The following is a 17,312-nucleotide window of genomic DNA, read 5'->3' as shown; positions in this document are numbered from 1 at the left end:
TTGACCTAAAACCAGAACCTCACGCCGACGACGTAGTTCGTTACGCTGGGGTCCTCGCCGTCGGCCCTTGCGAAATCGCGGCTGTTGCCGATCTTCCATTCCTGGTCGATGCCGATATAGGGCGCGAATTCGCGCGCGAATTCGTAGCGCAGGCGAATGCCGACCTCGATCGTATCGATCCCCGAGCCGATCCCGAGTTCGGGAATGTCCTGTGCTGACAGCGCGATTTCGGCGCGCGGCTGCACGATCAGACGCTGTGTGATGAACTGATCGATTTCACCTTCAATTCGTGCGGTAAGATCGCCCTTGTTCGACAGAAATGCTGCTGCATCGACCTCGAACTCATAGGGAACGAGCCCTTGGATGCCCACAACCGCATGGGTGCGTTCAGGCCCAGTAAAATCCTGCCGCACGCCCGCCTGAAAATCGAAGAAAGGCGCAATGGCACGGCTCCAAAGCGCCTGCACTTCGGCGCTTTCAATGGTCTCGCCGAAGCTGCCTTCGCCTTCGGATTTGAACCAGAACTTGTTGTAGTCACCGCCATAATAACCCTGGACGTCCCACAAATAGCCGTCGTCGCCCTCGCGCAGGCGGTATTCGAGCCGGTCACCCTGAAACCAGAATACCGGCGTTCCGCTCACTTCCTTGGTGACGGCCGCCCGAGACGCAGCCATTTCCTCTGCGCCGACAAAGGCATCGGCGGCAAAGGCGGGGCCCTGTAGCGCTTCAGGCGGGGGAGGGCCTTCCGGGATCGCCATATGGTCGGCGGATGCTCCATGGCCCATCGCGGAATGATCCATTTGCGACATGCCGCCCTCATCCTCCTTGCCGGTCATGGGCATCGCGCCATGCTGGGCTGCCCCATGATCCATGTTCGAATGATCCATAACCTCCGGGTTCTCAACCTCCTCCTGAGGATGCTGCGTGCGGGAGTGATCCATCTGAGGTTGATCCGGCGCATGGTGATCGTGCGCCTCGCTCGCAGCCTCGTCGTCTTGAGCAGCTTGCCCGGCCTGGCTCTGCGGTTCGGCAGCCTGCGTGCCGTGATCATGCTGCTGTGCCCAGACTGCGCTCGGAAGTGCCAGCAGGGGGAGGGCGATCATCATGGTCGCGCGCTTCATTAGCCTTCTCCTCCCTCGAGCGGTCGGACAGTCACCACCTGAAACATTCCGTTATGCATGTGGTAAAAGAGGTGACAGTGAAAGGCCCAGTCGCCCCGTTCATTGGCGGTGAGGTCAAATTGCGCGCTGCCGCCTGGCTGGACCGTCAGCGTATGTTTGAGCGGCTGACGGTCGGCCGGAGCCCCGTTCACGAGTTCGAAGAAGTGTCCGTGCAAATGGATCGGATGCGCCATCATGGTGTTGTTGATCAGCTTGACGCGCACGCGCTCGTTATAAGCAAATTGAATCGGCTCGGTGATCTCGTCGAACTTCTTCCCATCGAACGACCACATATACCGCTCCATGTTGCCGGTAAGATGGATCGTCTTGAGCCGGCTCGGACGCCGGTTGTCGGTATTGGGCTTTGCGGCGACGAGCTGGTTGTAGTTGAGCACGCGGTGGCTCACATCGTCGAGCCCGAGGCCAGGAAAATCCATCCGGTCGATAGGGTTCATGGCAACCGAGTCGATCCCTGGACCAACTTTCACATTGGGTGGAAGCAGTGATGTGTCGCGCATGTTCATGCCCGACATTCCGGCCATCCCCGCCATGCCAGCCATTTCTGCGTCGCCGCTGGAACCATGATCCATTCCGGTCATGCTGCCCGCGCCTTGATCCATGCCCGCCGCGGCACCGGCCGAAGCTGCACCGTGCCCCGCATGCCCCTCTCCAGCAGCGCCTGCGCTATCGCCGTGCCCGGCCATGCCCATATCGGTCATGGTGAGAAGCGGCGGTTTGCGCAGAGGCGGGACGCTGGTCCGGGCGCCGGGGCGACTGGCAAGTGTCGCCACGCCCATGCCCGAGCGATCAATCGCCTCGGCGACGAGCGAATAGGCCTCGCCGCGCGGCTCGACGATCACGTCGTAGGTTTCAGCAACACCGATCTGGAACTCGTCGGTCTCGACCGGCTGTACGTTTTGGCCATCGGCCTGAACCACGGTCATCGGCAGGCCAGGGATGCGGATATTGAAATAGGTCATCGCGGCGCCGTTGATAAAGCGCAGGCGGACCCTCTCTCCCGGCTGGAAAAGGTATTCGAGATCGTCTTCCGGCCCGTGACCATTGATGAGGAAGGTGTAGGTCGCGCCGCTCACGTCGGAGATGTCGGTCGGCATCATCCGCATGCGCGCCCACATTCGGCGCTCTTCGCCGCTCATGTCGTAGTCGTCGGTCCAGGTGGTTTTGCCATAGTTGAAGTAGCCCTCGGCGACCTTGAGTTTCTTCATGATCGAATAGGGACTCATGGTCGACCAGTCGGACAGCATGACAACATAGTCGCGGTCGTATTCATATGGTTCGGGCTCGATCGGGTCGACGATCAGGGGGCCGTAATGGCCAAGCGGCTCCTGCAGCGTATGCGCGTGCCACCAATAGGTGCCCGACTGGCGGATGGGAAACTGGTAACGATAGGTATCGCCCGGCTCAACAGCCGCCATGCTCACCCCGGGTACACCGTCCATAAGGAAGGGTACGAGCAATCCGTGCCAGTGAATGGAAGTGCCATGCGAACTCCGATTGAGGAGGTCGACCGTCAGGTTCTGGCCTTCCTTGAGGCGCACCAAGGGACCTGGGATCGTGCCATTCACGGCAACACCCGGCCCGCGGCGCGAGCCAGTGGTGAAGGTCGTGTCGGCGACGCTCATTGTAAGATGTTCGCCGGACAGAACGTCGCTCCCGCGGCGCGCGATCGTGCCATCGAGACCTCCGCGTGCCCACGCGGGCATTGCACCGGCAAGGCCAAGCATTCCGACCCCGCTTGCGCTAGACCCCAGAAATTTACGGCGATTGATCGCGACCATCGAAAGCTCCTGTATGAACGATACACCCTCAACTACGAAGGGCCCGGTTCTACCCCTCAAAAATTTTCCAGGCGGTCGCGCAATTTTTGCCGGGCACGATAGATGCGGGTCTCGATTGCCTTTTCCGACACGCCGAGAAGTTCGGCGGCTTCCGCCTGGCTGCGTCCGTCGATACTGACCAATATGAGCGCTTCGCGAAGACGGATCGGAAGACGCTCGATTTGCTCCAGGAGCATCCGCAATTCCTGGCGCTGCATCGCGATCTCTTGCGGATCGGGGCTGTCGTCAACAATCGCCAGTGTTTCAGATTCCGCGCCCAATCCGAAAAAGCGCGCCGTTTTGCGTTTGCGCAGCCTGTCGCGGCATTTGTTGAGCACGACTGTTGTCAAAAAAGGGCCAACAGGACGGTCCGGGTCGAGGCGGTGCCGGGCGACCCAGACCGAAGCAAGCCCGTCCTGAACAGCGTCTTCGGCCTGATGCGGAGACGCAAGCATGCGTGTCGCCAAAGCAATAAGCCGCGCTATATGGGGTTCGACCAGCGTCCCATATGCTGCCTTGCTGCCCCTGCGGGCATCTTCGACCAGGGCGGTCTCGGACCGGCTTTGCGCCTGCGTCACGGAAGCCTAATTACGCGAATTGCTGGTGAGCGCCTCGGAGACCTTCCGATCGAACAGGCGCTGCTGCTCGGGCTCGAGTGTCTCGCGCATGTCGAAGACGTGTTGGACCGTGGCTTTCTGCAATTCGCCCATCCGTCCATGCACATCGTCAATCGCCGCGCTCACTTCGGGGCCATATTCGTGCTCGTCGGCCATCGCCCGAGCGAGCCTCGCATTTGCCGCGCGCAGCGATGACTCAAGTTCAGCACGCTCGACGGCGAAGCGGGCTTCCAGGGTCTCGAGGCGCGCGTTCTGGTCTTCGGTCAAAACCAGTTCCTCGTGCACGAACTGGTGCAGGCTGCCATTGTCTTCGTGGCTGAGCCAGCGATCAGCCGCGATCGCCCCCAAACATCCCGCGAGCCCGGCAAGAAGAACGGCAAGCAGGAGGCGTCCGTTCGTCAAAGTCTAGCTCCCGACATGCAGGAGAGCGGCGGGAGAAAGGTGCTCGTTCGACGCAAAATCATTATAGGCGGAACTCGCAGTTGAGCCCTGATTGTAGGGCATGATGGTCGTGCCGAAGCCTGCTCCAAGGCCGATGACGAACAGGCTGCAAAAGAGCGCGGCACGCCGGCGGCGATCGGCAACCTCGCCAAGCTGTCCGGCGCGCTGCCAGACACCATCCATGAAGTCTGACGGGTCATGCACAATATCATGCGCGGCCAGCTGTTTGAGCGAAGCATCGAGGGAAGGATAATCTGACATAGGCAACCTCTAACTATTGTAACTCCTTTACGCCACAGCCCGCCGAAGCCCTCAAAAAAATATTTGAGGGGTATGATATTCTCGCGCGTATCAAGGCATATGAGCATATTCACCCGCCTTGGCCTCGCCGCCCTCTTCGCAGCCTTTCTGCTTTCGGCACCCTTGCACGCGCATGAAGGGCATCAGGACAATATGTCCGACGCTGAAATGCTGGCGATGGAGGAGGGTATGGCCATGCCGGACGACGCCCATGCCGGCGAGCTTGCGCCGCCCGGGGAAGAGATGGACAGGCCGAACGCGCAGCAGTCCATGTCGCCTGAAGACATGATGCAGCAGAAAATCACGGAAAACCGCCTGACCTCGGCAGAGGACCTTCTGTCGCGCCTTCATCCGGTCGCGGCGCATTTCCCGATTGCGCTTCTCCTCGTCGCCGCACTCGCCGAACTCGCCTTGATGGTGCGCCCGACCTTGGGGCTTGAGACGACGATCCGGTTTCTCGTAGCCGGCGGCGCGATCGGGGCGGTCGTTGCGGCTTTGCTCGGATGGTTTGCGGGTGGATGGCGACTGCTGGACCGGTCGGAAAATCTCGCCATTCACCGCTGGAACGGCACGACGATTGCCATATTGAGCCTCCTCGCCTGGTGGGTTGCTGCGCGCGGAAAGGGGAGAGGCGCGCTGCGCCTGCTTCTGGCGCTGATCGCTGCGGCGCTCATCGTACAAGGCTATTTCGGCGGGGAGATGGTGCACGGGCCCAATCATATGGGCATCATGTAGGTGGGACGGGTAGCCGCTCCTCAAGGCGACCGAGCCTTCACGCCAGCCCTTGCCAAAGCCTGGCTGACCCCGGTCTATGACCTCACCAACGCCTTGTTTACGCGTGAGCGGACATGGCGGCGCGCGGTTGTCCGCGCCGCCAATCTTGCGCCCGGCGATCATCTTATCGATGTTGGGTGCGGAACCGGCACCTTGCTTCGCGATCTCATGATCAGCTGTCCGCAGGCGGGTCTCGCCGGCGTTGAGCCCGATCCGGCAGCACTGGCCATCGCGCGTCGCAAGTTTGGCGCCGGGGCGGATCTGATCCGTTGGCACAATGGCTTTCTCGATACCCTCGACCTGACCGCGCGATGGCAGCCGAACAAGATCGTCAGCAGCCTCGTCTTTCATCAGGTTCCGCTGGGTGAAAAGCGGGCAATCCTGGAGCAGATGCACGATCTGCTCCAGCCCGGAGGCATGGTGCTGATTGCCGACTATATGGCTCAGGACTCCGCCCTTATGCGCAAGCTTTTCCGCGCCACGGTGCAGCAGCTCGACGGTGTCGAAGACACGCAGCCCAATGCCGACGGTATCCTGGAGCGGCAGCTTGCCGAAATTTTCACCGACGCCGAAAGGCTTCACGTCTTCCCGACCGCCACCGGAGCGATATCGCTCTGGCACGGCTACAAGAAAGGTCCCCATACATGACCCGCACGTTTGCGCGAAAGCGCTTTCGCAACTCGTTCGCCGCAACAGCCCTCCTGGTAATTGCCGCCTGTTCGAACGTTGCCCAGGCGGCCACCTACACGATGTATCGCGATCCCGGCTGCGGCTGCTGCCTCAAATGGGCCAACCATTTCGAGAACGGCATGGACGCCGAGGTTGCGACTGTCGACACCACTGACATGGGTTCGGTGAAAGCCGACAAGGGCGTACCTTCCGATCTGTGGTCGTGCCATACGATGGTGATCGAGGGATATGTCATCGAAGGTCACGTCCCGGCAGAAGCAATCTCAAAATTGCTGCGCGAGCGCCCGGCAGGCGTTTCCGGACTTGCCGTTCCCGGCATGCCGCTGGGCTCACCTGGCATGGAATACGAGAACCGTGTGCAACCCTATGACGTCATCGCCTTTGGGCCCGGCGGCCGTACGGTTTTCGCAAGTTACCCCTGAACGGGCAAGAAAACGCCCCCAACTTTTGGAGAATAATGATGAAAATGATCCTCACCGTCGCTGGCGCGCTTGCTTTCTCGGCAAGCCCGGTCCTTGCTCAGGAGGCCCCTTCTGAAAAGCCCAAAATGTGCGAGATGATGCACGACGGAAAGAAGATGCAGGGCATGATGATGAAGGATAAGGACGGAAAAATGTCATGCCAGATGATGGACCACTCCAAGATGGACCATTCTAAAATGGAACATGGCCAGTCCGGCCATGGCGAGAAGAAGGCCGCCGAGGCTGAAAAGCCGCAGACCGAACACAAGCACGACTGACTTGATCTTGGCGTCTGGTGCCGACAACCCCATCCGGGGCCAGACGCCTAACGAGCCATGCGTTCGATAAGAGCGAGAAGCTCTGCGACTTTCTCTGATTGATCGGTCTTGTTGTTCGAGGCGAGCGCCTGTTCGATGCAGTGCTTGGTATGGATGTCGAGTACTTTGGTCCTGGCGGCGCGCGCGGCGGCTTCGAGCGCGAGGATCTGCTGCAGGATATCGACGCAATAGCGCTCTTCTTCCATCATTCTCGATATTCCTCGCGCCTGCCCCTCGATCTTGCGCATTCGGGTCAAGACATCACGGAACTTGGGGTTTTGATCATCGCTCATGCCGTTCTCTCCAGACGCCGAGTTCATTCCTGACTGCTTTTGACACAGTTGCAAAGCAGTTCGCAATACACTATACCCCCCTATAGTATACGACGGAGACAAAGATGACCGGTTCGACGACGAAAGGCTCGATACTTGCCTGGGGCTGGGCTCTCAGCTTCTTCCTCCTAATTTCCTATCTGCTCTGCGTGGCCTTCGGCCTGATCGCGCCTGAGACCTTCCATATGCACGAAGCATGGGCACCGTTGTTGCCGGGCTTCGATTGGTTGTCTTGGCCAGGCTTCTTCGCCGGGGCTATCGGCAGCTTCCTTTATGGCTGGTATATTGCGATCCTCGGGGTCCCGCTCGTCCGCTATTTCAGGAAAAGGATCGGGTGAAGAACCGGCGGTGTGATTTTATCTCCTGCCGCGAACTTCGCACAGGCCGTATAGCTCATGACAAAGTACAGCTTTCCCTCTTCCGGTTCGTCTTTCAGCAAGAAAAGCGATCCGGCCCTGCATACGGTTATCGGGGCAGTGCTGGGCGTCTTAATCCTTCATCCGCTCACGGCGCTCGTTTACGGGTCCGGAGGGGCAGGAGCGGCGAGCGTGCCATTTGCTGAGCAGTTGGGCCTGGCGGTCGATCGACTGGGCGCGGCATTTGAAATCGAAATGCTGCCCATGAGCCTGGTTTTCGCGGTGATCGGCGGCGCAATCGGCCTGGCTTTTGGTCTTTATCATCTGCGGCTGATGGCCGATCGCCAGACAATCCGCACTTTGGAGCACCAACTGGCCGAAGAGTTGCCGCTGCTTATCGCTCGCGGCGAGGGTGCGCAGCTGGAATTCAAATCATCGCTGCGCTGGGATACGCGCCAGCAGCGCGCAAATCGCAGCCTTCAGCAGGTCGTGGTCAGGACGATTGCCGGATTTCTCAACAATGATGGCGGTACGCTGCTCATCGGCATCGACGATAACGGACAGATCTTGGGAATCGAAGCGGATCTGAAGACTCTCAAACACCCCAATAGGGACGGGTTCGAGCGCGTGCTGATGGACGCGATACGATCAGGCCTGGGCGGTAATGCCTGCGCCTTGGTTCATTGCTATTTTCATGATCTCGATGGCCGAACCATTTGCCGGGTCATCGCTGAAAAGAGCTTCGAGCCGATCTATTTTCTCGACAATGGTGTGGCACGCTTCATGCTCCGCGCCGGCAACAGCACACGAGAGTTGGATGTGCGCGAAGCGCACGCTCACCTGTCACAGCGCGGGAAACAGCATGCGCGGCAGGCTTGAAATGATCCTCTGCCATAAATCGGCAGGTCGGGTTGACCTCGTTCCCCGTTTCACGCTGTCACTTTCAGTGGCGCACGCCGCCTGTCAGCTCGGTTCGGCCTTGTCGGCGGAACGTTGGCACACCTTTGGCCAGATCCAGGGAGACTATGATGGACCATTCTAATTGCAGCCATAGCGGCCACGGCGAGGCCGTTGCTGGCGATGATGGGCGCTACGATCTCGTTCCCGCTGGTTATGACGGACCGGTTTATACGTGCCCCATGCACCCGCAGGTCCGGCAGCCGAAGATGGGGTCGTGCCCGATCTGCGGCATGGGACTCGAACTCGAATCCGCGGCCATGGTCGATGACGGACCGAACCCGGAGCTCGTCGACTTCACGAGGCGTTTCTGGGTCGGCGCCATCCTCACCTTGCCGCTGCTTGTTCTCACGATGGGCCCCTATGTGGGCTGGCCGGGCGTGCGCGAAATATTCGGCGAGCGGACCACCTTGTGGATTGAACTGGTGCTCGGCACCCCGGTCGTGTTGTGGAGCGGATGGCCATTTCTCGAACGAGGCTGGAATTCGTTCCGCACCTGGAACCTCAACATGTTCTCGCTCATCGGCATGGGCGTTCTCGCCGCATGGATATTCAGTGTCGTCGCCGTCCTGGCACCGGACATCTTCCCCGACGGCTTTCGCGATCCGGAGGGGCATGTCGGCGTCTATTTCGAAGCTGCGGCCGTAATCGTCACGCTTGTGCTCCTCGGCCAAGTCATGGAGCTGCGCGCGCGTGAAGGCACCGGTAAGGCCATTCGCGCTCTCCTTGATCTTGCAGCCAAAACCGCGCGCGTCATCAGGGCAGACGGCACTGAAGAAGAAATCCCCCTTGAGCACGTGGCTGTTGGCGACCAATTGCGGGTCCGCCCAGGCGACAAGGTGCCCGTTGACGGTGTAGTGCTCAAAGGCCGCTCGTCGATCGACGAAAGCATGATCACCGGTGAACCAGTCCCGGTCGAAAAGGTCGAGGGCGACGCCGTGACCGGGGCAACGATCAACGGAACAGGCAGCCTGGTGATCGAAGCGAAACGTGTCGGATCAGACACCATGCTCGCGCAGATCGTGGAAATGGTTGCGGCCGCACAGCGCTCGCGCGCGCCGATCCAGAAGTACGCCGACAAGGTGGCCGGCATGTTCGTCCCCGCGGTTATCGGCATAGCCGTGCTCGCCTTCATCGCCTGGGCGATCTGGGGCCCCGCACCAGCGCTTGCCTATGCCCTCATTGCTGCAGTTGCGGTACTGATCATCGCCTGCCCCTGCGCTCTCGGTCTGGCGACGCCGATGTCGATCATGACCGCGACAGGAAGAGGGGCTCAAGCGGGCGTTTTGATCAAGAATGCCGAAGCGCTCGAGCGGTTCGAGAAAATCGACACGCTGATCGTCGACAAGACGGGTACGCTGACCGAGGGGCGCCCACGGCTCGTCGCGGTCATGCCCGAGGAGGGTCACGATGAAATCGAGGTGCTGAGCCTGGCGGCGTCGCTCGAACGCGGCTCTGAGCACCCGCTCGCAGAAGCGATCGTCCGCGGCGCCGAAGAACGCGGCGTCGCGATGGAAACCGCCAGCGAGTTCGAGGCCGTAACCGGCAAAGGCGTCATGGGCACGGTCTCCGGTAAACGCGTCGCGCTTGGCAACCTCGCGCTCCTGACAGACCTTGGTTTGGAAGGTGCCGCGCTCAGCGAAAAGGCGAATGCGCGCCGCGACGAAGGCGAAACCGTCATGTTCGTGATCGTTGCGGGCAAAATTGCCGGCCTCATCAGCGTTGCCGACCCGGTCAAGGAAACCACTCCAGCGGCCATCGCGGACCTCCACAAGCTCGGCCTTACAATCATCATGGCGACGGGCGACAATGAACGGACTGCGCAGGCGGTTGCCGCCCGGCTCGGTATCGACGACATCCGCGCGGGCGTGCTTCCCGAGGACAAGGCGCGGCTCATCCGCGAATTGCAGGAAGGCGGTGCAAAGGTGGCGATGGCCGGCGACGGGGTCAATGACGCTCCGGCGCTGGCCCAGGCCGATGTCGGCATTGCGATGGGAACCGGCGCGGACGTCGCGATCGAAAGTGCGGGGATCACGCTCGTCAAAGGCAATCTCGACGGGATCGTCCGGGCCCGCAAGCTTGCCCGGGCTACGATGCGCAATATTCGGCAAAATCTGTTTTTCGCACTGATCTACAACGCGTCGGGCGTGCCCGTCGCGGCCGGTGTCCTGTATCCTTTCTTCGGCATCCTGATTGGGCCGATGTTCGCCGCCTTCGCGATGAGTGCGTCCTCCATATCGGTGGTCCTGAACTCGCTCAGGCTTCGTAGCGCGAAGCTGTGAACATCCAGCAATCGACAGACACCATCCCTAAATTCTGCCCGAGCGCCTGCACGCTACGGCAGGCGCGGTCGCGGGCGGAAGATGTATCTGCGATGCAAGCCAAAGAAAGGATAACCGCATGGATACCCATTCGGCGCACGAAGACAGCCTGAACAAGGGCAGCATCACCCTGCTTGGCGGCGTTGCCATGGGGACCGGAGTCATGATCGGAGCCGGCATTTTTGCGCTCACCGGTCAGATCGCGGAGCTTGCCGGCCCTCTCTTCCCCCTCTCCTTCGTCGCAGGCGCGCTCATCACCGCGCTCGCATCATACAGCTACATCAAGATGTCGAATGCCTGGCCATCGTCGGGTGGCATCGCGATGATCCTGCAAAAGGCCTATGGTCCGGGTGTCGTCGCGGCCTCCGCATCAGTGCTGATGGCCATGTCGATGGTTATCAATGAGAGCCTGGTGGCGCGAACCTTCGCGACCTATGCGCTGCGTCCGTTTGGGCTCGAAGAAAACGCATTGCTGATATCGGGCTTGGCGCTGGGACTCATCGTTTTCGCCTATCTGGTCAACGCCGCGGGCAATAGATCGGTAAGCGGGTTTTCGCTCGTTATGTCGGCGATAAAGGTTGGCGGGATAGCGGTGTTCGCAGTTGCGGCGATCTGGGCCAGCGGACTGTTCGCAGGCGCCTTTACCGAGCCTGCTTCCTTGTCGAACGGCGAAGCATTGCTCGCTTCGGTGGCCTTCTCGATCCTTGCATTCAAGGGGTTTACAACCATCACCAACAGTGGCGGAGAAATCGTCGATCCGCACAAGAATGTCGGTCGCACAATCATGATCTCGATTGCCGTGTGCATCGTGGTTTATCTGCTCGTCGCCTTGGCCGTTGGCTCCAGTCTCAGCATCGGCGAGATCGTTCAGGCGCGTGACTATTCCCTGGCCGCGGCAGCGCGCCCCGCATTGGGAGATCTCGGGTTCTATTTCACCGTAGCGATTGCCATCTCGGCGACTACGTCGGGGGTCATTGCGAGCGTGTTCGCCGTCTCGCGGATGCTGACAATGCTGACCGAGATGAAGATGATCCCCCACAGCCATTTCGGAATGAAGGGCGGCATCCGTAGCCACATGCTGGTCTATACGGTCGTCATAGCCGGCACACTGGCGGTCCTGTTCGACCTTTCCCGCATCGCCTCGCTCGGCGCCTTCTTCTACCTTGTCATGGACATGCTCGTCCATTGGGGCGTGTTTCGCAGTCTTCGCAAAAAGATCGGCGCCCGCGCTTCCGTCCTGCTCACCGCGCTGGCGGCCGACGCCGTTGTGCTCGCCGCATTTACGGCCGCCAAACTCAAGAGCGATCCGGCCGTGGTTGCCTATGCGGTGATCGGAATCGCGGCCGTGTTCGTGGCGGAATGGATATTTCTGTCCGGCCAGCGCAGGGAGACGAACACAGATTCTATTGAAAACAAGGTCGAGAGCGGGAGCGGCGATCACGACCGTCCTTGAGCGCAACATTGGCTGTTTGGCAGCTCAGATAAATATTTTTGAGGCGGCGCCGTAATTTCGCGCCGCCCCGCCCGTCTTTATTCATTCGGCTGCAATCGGAATACCGGAAGTTTGTCCATCTTGTCCGTACCAGGCCGCGCGATCGACCGGCAGAAAGAGATTCGCGGGAGGAATGTCGGCGATTGCGACAAACATCGTTTCTCTTTCGAAGAACGATGAAACGAAAACGCGAAACGAACATTGGAATTGAACAAGCAGCCCCAGGCTGTGCGTGTGAACAAGGGGCTGTAAAGGCATGAAAACTGCGAGTGTTTACCGGATGGTGATGGAGGATCATGTCTGTCCCTATGGCATCAAAACGGTCGATCTTCTCAAGCGGCAAGGCTTCGAGGTCGACGATCATCACCTGACCAGCAGGGAGGAAACCGACGCGTTCAAGGACAAGCACGACGTCGAGACCACGCCGCAGACCTTTATGGAAGGCAAGCGCATTGGCGGCTATGACGATGTCCGCGAGTTCTTCGGCAAAAGCCGCTCGCAGCCCGAGGAAGGCGAAACCAGCTATCAGCCTGTCATTGCGATTTTCGCGGTCGCGCTGCTGCTCGCGCTCGGGCTGAGCTGGGCGTTTTTTGACGACCTCTTCACCGTTCGGGCCGCGGAGTGGTTCGTCAGCCTCTCGATGACCTTGCTCGCCGTCCAGAAGCTTCAGGACGTGCGCAGTTTCTCGACCATGTTCCTCAACTACGATCTACTCGCACGGCGCTGGGTGCCCTATGGCTTCGTCTATCCGTTCGGCGAAGCCGCTGCCGGCATTCTCATGACCGCGGGCGCACTGACCTGGCTTTCTGCCCCGCTGGCATTATTCATCGGCACCGTCGGCGCTGTCAGCGTCTTCAAGGCTGTCTACATCGACAAGCGTGAGCTCAAATGCGCTTGCGTCGGAGGTAGCAGCAACGTCCCGCTCGGTTTCGTCTCGCTGACAGAGAACCTGTTCATGATGGGGATGGGGCTCTGGATGGGTCTCAAGGTCTTTACATGATCCTCGGTTTAATCCTGGCGACCTCGCTGTTCCTGATATCGGTGGGCTCGCACCTCGTCATACTGAATGCGGGCCATACGCTGCTCGAGCAAAACTGCAGCCTTCTGCACAAGCTGGGCATCGCGCTGCTCGTTCTTTTCTCGCATCTGACCGTAGCGGCGTTCTTCGCCGCCGGCTTCTGGATCGGCGAGGAGCTGGGTCTGGGCGGCTTCCGGCAGGCCGGCGCGATGACCGCGATGGACTATTTCTATTTTTCTCTGATCAACGTGACGACGCTTGGTTTGGCGGACATTTTCCCAACCGAGCACCTGCGGGTTCTCGCCGGCGTCGAGGCCCTCACCGGCTTCGCTCTCATCAGCTGCTCGGCGCAGCTATTCTGGACCATGATGCACAAAGGAGAAGAAGCATGACCGAAAAGACGACCCACTCGGACAAGGGAGGGGGCGGCAACTACTGGCGGTTCATGGCCATGGTATCGACTTCGACCGTCATCATGTTCTTCCTGATGTATGCCAACACCTTCACCATTGACGATGTCTTCTGGAGTGAAACGCGCTTCTGGATGATGTTTGTCATGGGCGCGATGATGATGGTCGTCATGCTCCTCTTCATGTGGGGCATGTACAAGGACCGGACCAAGAATTTTATCATTCTGGGCGTCGGCGCCTTTGTGTTCGCGCTCGCACTTTGGCTGGTACGCAGCCAGACCACCGTCGACGACACCGAATATATGGCAGCGATGATCCCGCACCACTCGATCGCGATCATGACCAGCGAACGGGCGAGCCTGAAAGATCCGCGCGTTCGCGAACTCGCCAAGGCAATCATCGTCGCCCAGCGCCGCGAGATCGCCGAGATGAAATATCTCATAGACGATATCGAGCAGAACGGTCCTCGGACCGAAGAACGCCTGCCCGAGGAGATGCAGCCATGAACAAGATAGCTTTAACGGCGCTCATCGCGCTGCCGCTCGCCGCCTGCAATTCGAACACCGCTCCGGGCAACGACCGCGAAGCCCAGCTCGACCCGCCTGCCACTGCCGCGCCGATCGAGGACGCGGCCAGTGCACTGGCAAATGTTGACCCGGGCCTCATGCTTCCCGGGACTATGAATGACGCGGACCTTGCTGCTCTGGGCGCAGGACAGGCCTGCCAGTTTCGTCTGACCGAAGTAGCCTTTCCCTCGTTTGTATATGACGGCGACGGGGGCGGTGCGATCAAGATCAATGGCAAATTGATCCCCGTCACCGCCGATGGCCCCGGCAGCTATTCGAATGGCGAGCTTCGGATCAGGACCCGTGTACTGGATGATGAAGGCGATGCGGGTCTGCAAATGCAGGAGATGATCGTCGTCGGACCCCGGATGAAGGACGAGTTCGGGTTCTGGGGATATACCACCTGTCCGGCAGGCGGAGCCTGATACTGGCAGGGCGCATGGGCGGGCCGTTGGCTACCCCGTGCGCCCGCAGCTCCTCCGTTCGTCGCCCTCACCAGTCTTAACAGGAACAAGCAGATGACCGATACGAGGCCCATCGCTGTCTTCGGTGCAGGCGGGAAGACCGGCACCGAGCTATTGCGGCGTGCCCTTGCGCGGGACATACCGATCCGCGCCTTCGAACACACCGTGCCCGGGCCAGACGAGCGGGTGGGCGACTTCGAATATATCGAATGCGATGTGCTGTCGGATGATTTCGCGGGCGATCTCGATGGCTGCCGCGCGGTTATCTCGACGCTCGGTGTCGCTTTCGGTCCGGGCAATGCGATCGATCCACCGCCGCTCTATTCCGATGGCACGCGCAACCTGCTCGGGGCGATGGCACAAGCGAAGATCGACCGCATTGCCGTGATCTCCGCTGCCTTCGTCGAACATCAGTCGAGCGTTCCGGCGTGGTTTGAGCTCACCGCCAAGCCTGCATTGTTCAATATACTCGAGCAGATGCGCGCCATGGAAGCGATGCTCAGCGACGCCCAAGGCATCAAATGGACGGCCGCACGACCGGGCTGGCTCCTGGATGAGCCTTACACCGGCGATGCCGTCATTTCGGACGAACGCTTGGCAGAAGGCTGTTTCCGATGCCGTCATGCAGATCTCGCGGCAAGCCTCCTCGACTTCGTGTGCGAAGACATCTGGATCAACGCAAAACCTGCCATCGGCAGGCCCGAAGCCGAACAGTTCGAAAGTCCTGCCGCCATCAAGGCCGAACTCGGTATCGATTAAACGGCGTATCATTTTTCGACTTGTGACGGGCCCGCACGTTACAAGTTTTGAGCAACAGACAAGGAAGTCGTATGTTTCTGGAGAAGATCAAAACCCCCGGTCTCTCGCACCTCTCGTATATCATCGGCTCGGGCGGGCAGGCGGCGGTCATCGATCCGCGCCGGGACTGCGAGGTCTATGTCGAAAAGGCCCGGGCCGAAGGGCTGGAGATCACGCATATCTTCGAAACCCATCGCAATGAGGATCTGCTCAGCGGCTCGCCGATTTTGGCCGATTTGACAGGAGCCACGGTCTATCACGGGCCCAACGCGGCAGGCGAGATCGTTTTTGCCAATACCGCACGCGAGGGCGATTGTTTCGAGCTGGGTCAATTGCGGATCGAGGTGCTTGAAACACCTGGACACACCGACGATCATCTCGCTTTCGTCATCCATGACAGCGAATATTGCGAGGGACCGGTCGGCGTCTTTACCGGCGATGCGCTGTTCGTCGGCGATGTCGGGCGCACCGACTTCTATCCCGAGCGCAAGGAAGAAGTCGCGGGCCTTTTGTTCGATTCCCTGCAGAAACTTTGCGGCCTCGGCGATCAGGCGATTATCTACCCGGCGCATGGTGCGGGCTCGGTCTGCGGGTCGGGAATGGCGGACCGGGAATTCTCGACAATCGGCCACGAGCGATGCAACAACCCGCGACTGCGCATCTCCGACCGCGACGAGTTCATCAAGGCGAAGGTGGCAGAACACCACTACCAGCCGCCCTATTTCCGGCTGATGGAGCGGCTCAACCTCGAAGGGTCCGATGCCGCGCCGCGGATTATGCGGCCAAGGCGTCTGGGGCTGGAAGACCTTAGCAAGAGCGGCGCTGATCACCTGGTCGATGTGCGCGAGCCGCTCGCCTACGCTGCCGGCCATCTGCCGGGTGCCATGTGCCTTCCGGTGGGAATGATACCGGCCTTTGCCGGATGGTTCCTCGGTGAAGGCGACAGGATCGCGCTCGTCGCTTCCCAGGAAGACCAGCTAGCCCACGCCACGGCCCATCTGGTGCGCATCGGTCTCGATAATGTTGTCGGCGGCTATGTCGGCGTGGTTCCGGCCGCTGCTCAGGGCAAAGCGATGCGCAACATTCCCATGATCGGCACCGAGGAAATCGCGCGCAGGCTCAATCAGGACAGCCGTGAATGGACTTTGCTCGACGTGCGCGACGCGGACGAACGACAGGAAGCAAGCATCGACGGCTCAGAACATATCTATGTTGGCGAGCTCAACACGCGATGGAAAGAGCTCGACCGCAACCGACACTACACGCTGATGTGCGCGAGCGGCATGCGGGCGAGCGTTGCCGCAGGCTGGCTGGCGAGCCAGGGCTTCAAGCGCCTCGACATCTATCTCGGCTCCATGGGCGCTTGGAAGCAGCAAAGCTCGTAGACGATCACCGCGTTCATGTTTCTTTCAATCCCATATTTCCCCGAAGCTCCGCTGCCGGCGAGCCGTGATCTTCCAAAGTCTCAGGCTTGGCACGCACAGGGTGCATTGGTCGTAATACAGTCGATTGTCGGCCGAGACCGGCTCAGGCTAGAAAATCGCATATCACCAAGGCAATGGTTGCGCCTCTGTCCGCAGGTACATGCATCCTTGTCGATAAGCCGCAAAGTCTCTAGGCTCTCGACGATGGCTCGATTGCGTTCCTTTTTGCTGACAATGCTTTGCATTGGTTTCGTGATCCAATCACCCGTGCAGGCCATGCCAACGCCTCAATCGGAGAAGATGCTCGCTTCCGATTGTGCTGAAATGATGCACCACTCTGAGGGCGATGAACCAATGCACAGCCATAACGGCAATACTGACGCACCGTGTGAAGGCATGTCGGCTGATTGTTTGCTTGCAACCAACGCGGTTTCTCCCGTTTGGGTGGGGAGCGATGCGCCTTCGCATGTTGTTAAGCCGTTTTCCGACGGCCCTGTGTATTTGTCGAACATTACTTCACCTCTGCTCAGTCGCGCTTCTGCGCCCGATTACCCCCCTCCACGAATCTGACTTGAT

General features: G+C 60.0%; 21 protein-coding genes. 14 read left to right on the top strand and 7 right to left on the bottom strand.

Annotated features, from left to right (window positions below; all coding sequences use genetic code 11):
* Positions 1-5 precede the first annotated feature (5 nt).
* From KCN53_RS10235 to KCN53_RS10215, 5 genes are read right to left on the bottom strand one after another with little or no spacing between them, the layout of a single operon-like run.
* Complete coding sequence (locus KCN53_RS10235; RefSeq protein WP_046904107.1) at positions 6-1,121, bottom strand: copper resistance protein B; 1,116 nt, start codon at positions 1,119-1,121, stop codon at positions 6-8.
* Positions 1,121-2,959: a copper resistance system multicopper oxidase gene (locus tag KCN53_RS10230; RefSeq protein WP_047822751.1), complete on the bottom strand. Its 1,839-nt coding sequence runs from the start codon at positions 2,957-2,959 to the stop codon at positions 1,121-1,123. Before KCN53_RS10230 ends, KCN53_RS10235 begins: the two co-directional genes overlap by 1 nt.
* Positions 2,960-3,015: 56 nt before the next feature.
* Positions 3,016-3,576: an RNA polymerase sigma factor gene (locus tag KCN53_RS10225; RefSeq protein WP_047822753.1), complete on the bottom strand. Its 561-nt coding sequence runs from the start codon at positions 3,574-3,576 to the stop codon at positions 3,016-3,018.
* A 6-nt stretch (positions 3,577-3,582) separates the two neighbouring features.
* The gene (locus KCN53_RS10220) at positions 3,583-4,017 is read right to left on the bottom strand and encodes a periplasmic heavy metal sensor (RefSeq protein ID WP_047822755.1); all 435 of its coding nucleotides are present in this window, start codon (positions 4,015-4,017) and stop codon (positions 3,583-3,585) included.
* Positions 4,018-4,020: 3 nt separating this feature from the next.
* Positions 4,021-4,317: a hypothetical protein gene (locus KCN53_RS10215; protein ID WP_046904111.1), complete on the bottom strand. Its 297-nt coding sequence runs from the start codon at positions 4,315-4,317 to the stop codon at positions 4,021-4,023.
* Between the two features lie 99 nt (positions 4,318-4,416).
* Between KCN53_RS10215 and KCN53_RS10210 the strand changes: the two genes are divergently transcribed.
* From KCN53_RS10210 to KCN53_RS10195, 4 genes are read left to right on the top strand one after another with little or no spacing between them, the layout of a single operon-like run.
* Positions 4,417-5,091 carry a DUF2231 domain-containing protein gene (locus KCN53_RS10210; protein WP_053059237.1) on the top strand — a complete coding sequence of 225 codons (675 nt, stop codon included), beginning with the start codon at positions 4,417-4,419 and terminating at the stop codon, positions 5,089-5,091.
* On the top strand, positions 5,092-5,778 hold the full coding sequence (locus KCN53_RS10205; RefSeq protein ID WP_047822756.1) for a class I SAM-dependent methyltransferase: 687 nt from the start codon (positions 5,092-5,094) through the stop codon (positions 5,776-5,778). It abuts the gene before it with no gap.
* Entirely contained in the window at positions 5,775-6,242 is a 468-nt protein-coding gene (locus tag KCN53_RS10200; protein ID WP_046904113.1) for a DUF411 domain-containing protein, read from the top strand. The genes KCN53_RS10205 and KCN53_RS10200 overlap by 4 nt, the downstream gene beginning before the upstream one ends.
* Positions 6,243-6,280: 38 nt before the next feature.
* A complete protein-coding gene (locus tag KCN53_RS10195) occupies positions 6,281-6,559 on the top strand; it encodes a hypothetical protein (protein ID WP_143712227.1) in 279 nt (92 codons plus the stop codon).
* A gap of 47 nt (positions 6,560-6,606) precedes the next feature.
* On the opposite strand, the gene KCN53_RS10190 is transcribed toward KCN53_RS10195, so the two are convergent.
* Complete coding sequence (locus tag KCN53_RS10190; protein ID WP_047824403.1) at positions 6,607-6,891, bottom strand: metal-sensitive transcriptional regulator; 285 nt, start codon at positions 6,889-6,891, stop codon at positions 6,607-6,609.
* A gap of 104 nt (positions 6,892-6,995) precedes the next feature.
* On the opposite strand from KCN53_RS10190, the gene KCN53_RS10185 reads away from it, so the two are divergent.
* The 10 genes from KCN53_RS10185 (at position 6,996) to KCN53_RS10140 (ending at position 16,697) form a co-directional block, all read left to right on the top strand.
* Positions 6,996-7,268, top strand: coding sequence for a hypothetical protein (locus KCN53_RS10185; protein WP_047822760.1), 273 nt, complete (start codon positions 6,996-6,998; stop codon positions 7,266-7,268).
* A 57-nt stretch (positions 7,269-7,325) separates the two neighbouring features.
* Positions 7,326-8,165: an AlbA family DNA-binding domain-containing protein gene (locus KCN53_RS10180; RefSeq protein ID WP_224199587.1), complete on the top strand. Its 840-nt coding sequence runs from the start codon at positions 7,326-7,328 to the stop codon at positions 8,163-8,165.
* A gap of 149 nt (positions 8,166-8,314) precedes the next feature.
* Entirely contained in the window at positions 8,315-10,525 is a 2,211-nt protein-coding gene (locus KCN53_RS10175; RefSeq protein WP_172406309.1) for a copper-transporting P-type ATPase, read from the top strand.
* A 118-nt stretch (positions 10,526-10,643) separates the two neighbouring features.
* Positions 10,644-12,017, top strand: a complete 1,374-nt coding sequence (locus tag KCN53_RS10170) for an APC family permease (RefSeq protein WP_047822764.1) — start codon at positions 10,644-10,646, stop codon at positions 12,015-12,017.
* A 295-nt stretch (positions 12,018-12,312) separates the two neighbouring features.
* Complete coding sequence (locus KCN53_RS10165) at positions 12,313-13,056, top strand: glutaredoxin family protein (RefSeq protein WP_047822768.1); 744 nt, start codon at positions 12,313-12,315, stop codon at positions 13,054-13,056.
* The gene (locus KCN53_RS10160) at positions 13,053-13,466 is read left to right on the top strand and encodes an ion channel (protein ID WP_047822771.1); all 414 of its coding nucleotides are present in this window, start codon (positions 13,053-13,055) and stop codon (positions 13,464-13,466) included. The genes KCN53_RS10165 and KCN53_RS10160 overlap by 4 nt, the downstream gene beginning before the upstream one ends.
* Positions 13,463-13,990, top strand: coding sequence for a DUF305 domain-containing protein (locus tag KCN53_RS10155; protein ID WP_047822772.1), 528 nt, complete (start codon positions 13,463-13,465; stop codon positions 13,988-13,990). Before KCN53_RS10160 ends, KCN53_RS10155 begins: the two co-directional genes overlap by 4 nt.
* Positions 13,987-14,475: a DUF6692 family protein gene (locus KCN53_RS10150; RefSeq protein WP_088712507.1), complete on the top strand. Its 489-nt coding sequence runs from the start codon at positions 13,987-13,989 to the stop codon at positions 14,473-14,475. Before KCN53_RS10155 ends, KCN53_RS10150 begins: the two co-directional genes overlap by 4 nt.
* A 93-nt stretch (positions 14,476-14,568) precedes the next feature.
* Complete coding sequence (locus KCN53_RS10145; RefSeq protein WP_046904122.1) at positions 14,569-15,273, top strand: NAD(P)-dependent oxidoreductase; 705 nt, start codon at positions 14,569-14,571, stop codon at positions 15,271-15,273.
* Between the two features lie 71 nt (positions 15,274-15,344).
* A complete protein-coding gene (locus KCN53_RS10140) occupies positions 15,345-16,697 on the top strand; it encodes an MBL fold metallo-hydrolase (protein WP_047822776.1) in 1,353 nt (450 codons plus the stop codon).
* Between the two features lie 326 nt (positions 16,698-17,023).
* On the opposite strand, the gene KCN53_RS10135 is transcribed toward KCN53_RS10140, so the two are convergent.
* Complete coding sequence (locus KCN53_RS10135; RefSeq protein ID WP_156170874.1) at positions 17,024-17,248, bottom strand: hypothetical protein; 225 nt, start codon at positions 17,246-17,248, stop codon at positions 17,024-17,026.
* Positions 17,249-17,312 lie beyond the last annotated feature (64 nt).

Source organism: Pacificimonas aurantium (assembly GCF_020092905.1).
Lineage (GTDB): Bacteria > Pseudomonadota > Alphaproteobacteria > Sphingomonadales > Sphingomonadaceae > Pacificimonas > Pacificimonas aurantium.
This window is presented reverse-complemented; position numbering and strand designations above follow the sequence as displayed.

Bases quoted from the DNA above. Each gene is read 5' to 3' on its own strand.
- KCN53_RS10150 (WP_088712507.1), top strand. From the start codon at position 13,987: ATGAACAAGATAGCTTTAACGGCGCTCATCGCGCTGCCGCTCGCCGCC.
- KCN53_RS10190 (WP_047824403.1), bottom strand. From the start codon at position 6,891: ATGAGCGATGATCAAAACCCCAAGTTCCGTGATGTCTTGACCCGAATG.
- KCN53_RS10175 (WP_172406309.1), top strand. From the start codon at position 8,315: ATGGACCATTCTAATTGCAGCCATAGCGGCCACGGCGAGGCCGTTGCT.
- KCN53_RS10160 (WP_047822771.1), top strand. From the start codon at position 13,053: ATGATCCTCGGTTTAATCCTGGCGACCTCGCTGTTCCTGATATCGGTG.
- KCN53_RS10170 (WP_047822764.1), top strand. From the start codon at position 10,644: ATGGATACCCATTCGGCGCACGAAGACAGCCTGAACAAGGGCAGCATC.
- KCN53_RS10165 (WP_047822768.1), top strand. From the start codon at position 12,313: ATGAAAACTGCGAGTGTTTACCGGATGGTGATGGAGGATCATGTCTGT.
- KCN53_RS10155 (WP_047822772.1), top strand. From the start codon at position 13,463: ATGACCGAAAAGACGACCCACTCGGACAAGGGAGGGGGCGGCAACTAC.
- KCN53_RS10215 (WP_046904111.1), bottom strand. From the start codon at position 4,317: ATGTCAGATTATCCTTCCCTCGATGCTTCGCTCAAACAGCTGGCCGCG.
- KCN53_RS10185 (WP_047822760.1), top strand. From the start codon at position 6,996: ATGACCGGTTCGACGACGAAAGGCTCGATACTTGCCTGGGGCTGGGCT.
- KCN53_RS10180 (WP_224199587.1), top strand. From the start codon at position 7,326: ATGACAAAGTACAGCTTTCCCTCTTCCGGTTCGTCTTTCAGCAAGAAA.
- KCN53_RS10235 (WP_046904107.1), bottom strand. From the start codon at position 1,121: ATGAAGCGCGCGACCATGATGATCGCCCTCCCCCTGCTGGCACTTCCG.
- KCN53_RS10145 (WP_046904122.1), top strand. From the start codon at position 14,569: ATGACCGATACGAGGCCCATCGCTGTCTTCGGTGCAGGCGGGAAGACC.
- KCN53_RS10230 (WP_047822751.1), bottom strand. From the start codon at position 2,959: ATGGTCGCGATCAATCGCCGTAAATTTCTGGGGTCTAGCGCAAGCGGG.
- KCN53_RS10140 (WP_047822776.1), top strand. From the start codon at position 15,345: ATGTTTCTGGAGAAGATCAAAACCCCCGGTCTCTCGCACCTCTCGTAT.
- KCN53_RS10135 (WP_156170874.1), bottom strand. From the start codon at position 17,248: ATGTTCGACAAATACACAGGGCCGTCGGAAAACGGCTTAACAACATGC.
- KCN53_RS10210 (WP_053059237.1), top strand. From the start codon at position 4,417: ATGAGCATATTCACCCGCCTTGGCCTCGCCGCCCTCTTCGCAGCCTTT.
- KCN53_RS10200 (WP_046904113.1), top strand. From the start codon at position 5,775: ATGACCCGCACGTTTGCGCGAAAGCGCTTTCGCAACTCGTTCGCCGCA.
- KCN53_RS10195 (WP_143712227.1), top strand. From the start codon at position 6,281: ATGAAAATGATCCTCACCGTCGCTGGCGCGCTTGCTTTCTCGGCAAGC.